At 69.3% G+C, this 3,797-nt stretch carries 4 protein-coding genes and 1 pseudogene; 2 read left to right on the top strand and 3 right to left on the bottom strand.

Translation table 11 applies throughout. The annotated features are described in order from the left end of the window. Positions 1 to 926, top strand: a 926-nt coding sequence (locus ACQKIP_RS42415; protein ID WP_427745450.1) for a sulfotransferase, incomplete at its 5' end; no start/stop codon positions are given. Positions 927 to 1,149: 223 nt separating this feature from the next. Here the strand turns inward: ACQKIP_RS42415 and ACQKIP_RS42410 are convergent. The 3 genes from ACQKIP_RS42410 to ACQKIP_RS42400 all read right to left on the bottom strand — a co-directional run bounded on the left by ACQKIP_RS42410 (position 1,150) and on the right by ACQKIP_RS42400 (position 3,073). Then, positions 1,150 to 2,202, bottom strand: a complete 1,053-nt coding sequence (locus ACQKIP_RS42410) for a protein-L-isoaspartate O-methyltransferase family protein (protein WP_365853622.1) — start codon at positions 2,200 to 2,202, stop codon at positions 1,150 to 1,152. A gap of 374 nt (positions 2,203 to 2,576) precedes the next feature. Next, positions 2,577 to 2,717: a hypothetical protein gene (locus ACQKIP_RS42405; protein WP_365853624.1), complete on the bottom strand. Its 141-nt coding sequence runs from the start codon at positions 2,715 to 2,717 to the stop codon at positions 2,577 to 2,579. Continuing rightward, the gene (locus tag ACQKIP_RS42400) at positions 2,711 to 3,073 is read right to left on the bottom strand and encodes a hypothetical protein (RefSeq protein WP_365853626.1); all 363 of its coding nucleotides are present in this window, start codon (positions 3,071 to 3,073) and stop codon (positions 2,711 to 2,713) included. The genes ACQKIP_RS42405 and ACQKIP_RS42400 overlap by 7 nt, the downstream gene beginning before the upstream one ends. Before the next feature lie 205 nt (positions 3,074 to 3,278). On the opposite strand from ACQKIP_RS42400, the pseudogene ACQKIP_RS42395 reads away from it, so the two are divergent. Next, positions 3,279 to 3,797 (top strand): annotated as a pseudogene (locus ACQKIP_RS42395) (XRE family transcriptional regulator); the annotation flags it as partial.

The raw sequence follows: 3,797 nt of genomic DNA, 5'->3' as shown, positions 1-3,797 counted from the left end.
CCGTAGGGGACGCGGCCTTCCCCGACGGCCGTGTCTCGGGGCTGGAGTTCTGGGAAGCCCTCTTCCGTCCCACCCCGTACTTCGCGAACATGATCCGCAGCGGGCTCCTGATGCCCGAGTTCCTCTATACGCGCCGCCCGGGGCGGTATTCGCGGCCGGACACCGGCATCCCCGCGCTGTCCCTGATGGTGTTGCCGCACCTCACCGACGACCCCGACGGTCTGCTCGACGAGATCGGAGCGGCGGTCATCGGCTGGCCCGACCGCACGGCGGCCGAACACCACGAAGCGCTCTTCGAATGGCTCAAAGCGCGGTTGGGGCGGACCGCCGTCGTGGAGCGCTCGGGATATTCGACGGGCTGGACCCAGAAACTGCGCACCGCCTTCCCCTACGCGAAGTTCGTGCACCTGTTCCGCGACGGGCCCGACTGCGCCCTGTCCATGAGCCGCCACCCCGGATACCGCGTGATCACCCTGATGCGTGAGATCCAGGAACGGACGGGCGTCGGGAGCTTCGCCGACCTGACCGACGAGGACGTGCGCTCCCTGCCGCCCGATCTGGCGCCTCTGCTCAACGAGCGCTTCGACCCCGCCCTCGTACAGGACCGGGACTTTCCGCTGAGCCGGTTCGGCGCCCTGTGGTCCGAACTCGTCACCCGGGGAGCGCGGTTCCTCGACGAACTGCCCGCCGCCCAGCGCATGACCCTGGCCTACGAGGAGCTCCTCGACGCTCCCCGGCAGGAACTGACCCGCCTGGCTGCTTTCGCCGGAATCGAGCCGTCGCCCCAGTGGCTGGACGGCGCGTGCGCCCTGCTCGACGACAGCCGCCGCGGCTCGGCCAGCAAGCAGCTGACGCCGGCCGAATTCGACGAGCTGACGGAGAGCTGTGCTCCGGGGGCCCGGGCTCTGCGGGACAGCCCGAGCTGACGGGGTCGCACTCCTGGCCGGACACAGCCGCCGCGACCTGCGGGGCCTGGCAGGGCGCCGACAGCGAGCGGTGGATGGCCGTCTGCCGGCCCGTCGAGCAGATCGCCGGAACGACGCGATGAGCGGGCCGGCACACCAACCTCTCGTGAACGAGGCCGCTGCAAGACGTGAGGCGTCCCCCTCGCTCTCGGGAGCGTGGGGGACGCGCCCGGGCGGGCGGGGTCTAGGCCCGCACAGTGTTGGCAGGGTGGTCGAGCCAGAGGCGGGAGCCGTCGTCGTCGAAGGTGAGTCCGTAGCGCGTGAAGTGAGGCCCACCGGCGTATTTCCACCGGCTGTAGGCGTTCACGATCTCGTCCCACAGGTTGCGTGCCCCGTATACGGTCACCGCGCCCGTCTCCCACCAGTGGTCGTAATCGACGATGGTGACGGAGGTGCCGCCGGCGTCCCAGAACTGCACCTGCCGCTCGGCGCCCTCGCCGCGCTTGGCCTGGCTGACGTCCGGAAGGTGCAAGCCGATGACGAAGTCCTGGCCCCAGTCCCGCTCCAGCACCACGGCCGGGGAGATACGCGAGGCGGCTTTGACGCTGTCGGTGGGCGGGTTGAGCCGGCGGCTGGGGCGGTGGGCGCGGGCCGGCATGTAGAACGCGCTGCTCACGAACCGGCCGCAGGCCACGTTGTGGTCGACGGTCAGCTCCAGTATTCCGCCTGCGGCGTAGGACGTGATGAACGGGACCAGGATGACCGCCTGGTCGGCGGCCTGGTGGCGCCAGGCGTCGGAGATGGTGCGCACGGCGGCCGTCGCGATGATCCGGTCATAGGGCGCCGTGGGCTGCCAGCCCTCCAGCCCGTCCCCGCAGATGGTGGTGGGCGTGTATCCGGCCGCGCGCAGATTCGTCTCTCCCCATGCGGCAAGAGCGGGGTCGTACTCGACGGTGGTCAGGTTGCCGCTGCCCACCCGTTCGCTGATGACGGCCGAGTCGTAGCCCGAGGCGGTGCCCAGGTGCAGCACCCGGTGACCGGGGTCGAGGTCCAGGAGATTGAGCTTTTCGAAGACGACGTCGAGTGCGGAGATCGACGAGGAGAAATCCCCCTCGGCGGGTCCGTCCTCGGGGAGGGTGGCGCCGTCGTTCATCTGGGTGATGAGGGACTCGTGGGTGCCCCAGACAGTGCGCCGCCACGTCTCCTCGTCCTGGTCGCGGTCGATGACCGGATACAGGCCCGCCTCCGTGCGGGTGGGTGACCAGAAGGCCGAGGGCGCGAAGGCTTCGCGGTCCACAGCGTGGAACGCCGGCCGAAGCCATGGGGATCTGAAGGCTCCCATGGCCTCAAGCTCTGTGCTGGCGATGGTGCGGTAGTCCATGAACGCGAGCCTCTATTTCCTGGGTTCGCTGCCGTCGGGGGACGGTGGGGTCGGCGGTGGCGTCCACGGCTTGTCGCTCGGCTCGCCGCCGTGCTTCCCGGCCATACTCATCGTGTTGATCACAATCGTTCTCCTTTGCCAGCAGGGGACTTGTGGTTGCGGGGCGGGAGCGGGCCGGGGTGCGGGTCCGGTCCGGGCGTCGGGACGCTCATGGTGCTCCTCTGGGGTGGTGCCCGTGCCGGGCCGCCCGCAAGGGGGAGCCTGGAGGGACCGGGTCCGGCACGGGAGTTCTAGGGGTTGTTCACTACGGCGATCAGGGCCGCGCAGAAGGCCACGACGACCAGTGAGACGAGGGCGGTGGTGAGGGCGCCCTCGGCGATGCGGGCGCGGTTCGGACGGCGGGCCCGGTAGCTGCCCCGGCGGCTCACCACGGCGGGACCACCGCGTTCTTCAGCAACCGGCACGCACCCGCGAGAAGATAGAGGGAGGCGGTGGGGTTGGTGAAGGCGCCGGTGATCTGGTCGTGGTGTACGGCTCTCGCATGGCGGATCGAGTCGGTCAGGACGTCGCGGGCGCGTTGGGCTGCGGGGCTCGTGACGGAGATGGCGGATAGCCGCTTCTCGGCTGGAGTGACCAGCAAGGCGAGGTAGACGGTCAGCTCCTCGGCGACTTCGTGGGCCGGGCGGCTGTTCGGGTCGGCAACCGCGAGCCCCTCGGCGCGGTGGATAGCGTGGTCGACCTTGGCCATGTCCGGGGGCTCGGCGGTCTGAAACTGAGGGCTGGTCATGAGGGTCACCGTTGCCGCCTCGGGAGGGGAGTTGGGCCGGGCCCGTACCGTGATCGTTTGCCTGTCGTCGGTGCGGGGTGGTGACCAGTACAACGCCGACCCGCCCTGCCCGGAATGAAAAATATGGTCCGCGCTGAGCGCGAGGGACCGGAAAATTTGACCCTCCGTCTCCAGGTCCAGGTCAGGGCGCCGCTACCGTGAAGGGGTGGCGGTCAACGACGCGCTCAAAGCCCGGATGAACGAACTCGATCTGACTCAAGTGGAGTTAGCCGAGCGGATGAATGACGTCATTCACACGCTCACTGGGACCAGGGGCAAGGTGTCCGCGCGCACCATCCACAATCTGATGTACGGGCAGACCAGCTGGCCCCATTCCAAGCAGCGCGCCGCGTTGGAGGTCGTGTTCGGATGTCCGGCGAGCGAGCTCGGGTTCACGCCACGGACCAGAGCTCCCGTGATCGAACCCCGAAAGACCGACGTGCACTGCCGAGCATTCACCACCACCGCCAGCGGTCTCGCCCTCGGTGCAGCCGTGCCCGTCCGTGCCGATACCCGGCGCCGGGTAGGCGCCAGCGATATACAGCGCCTGCATGCGAAGTTCGCGCAGATCATCACCAGCGACCATCGCCAGGGCGGACGCCTCACCATCGAGACCCAGGCCCTCGCCCTGGCCGGGGAAGCCCTCGGCCTGCTTCAGCGCGGGAGCGCCTCGCAGCGCATCCAG

It is taken from the genome of Streptomyces sp. NPDC059900 (assembly GCF_050270335.1).
Lineage (GTDB): Bacteria > Actinomycetota > Actinomycetes > Streptomycetales > Streptomycetaceae > Streptomyces.
The sequence above is the reverse complement of the archived record's forward strand: the minus strand, read 5'-3'. Positions and strand labels throughout refer to the sequence as shown.

Bases quoted from the DNA above. Each gene is read 5' to 3' on its own strand.
- ACQKIP_RS42400 (WP_365853626.1), bottom strand. From the start codon at position 3,073: ATGACCAGCCCTCAGTTTCAGACCGCCGAGCCCCCGGACATGGCCAAG.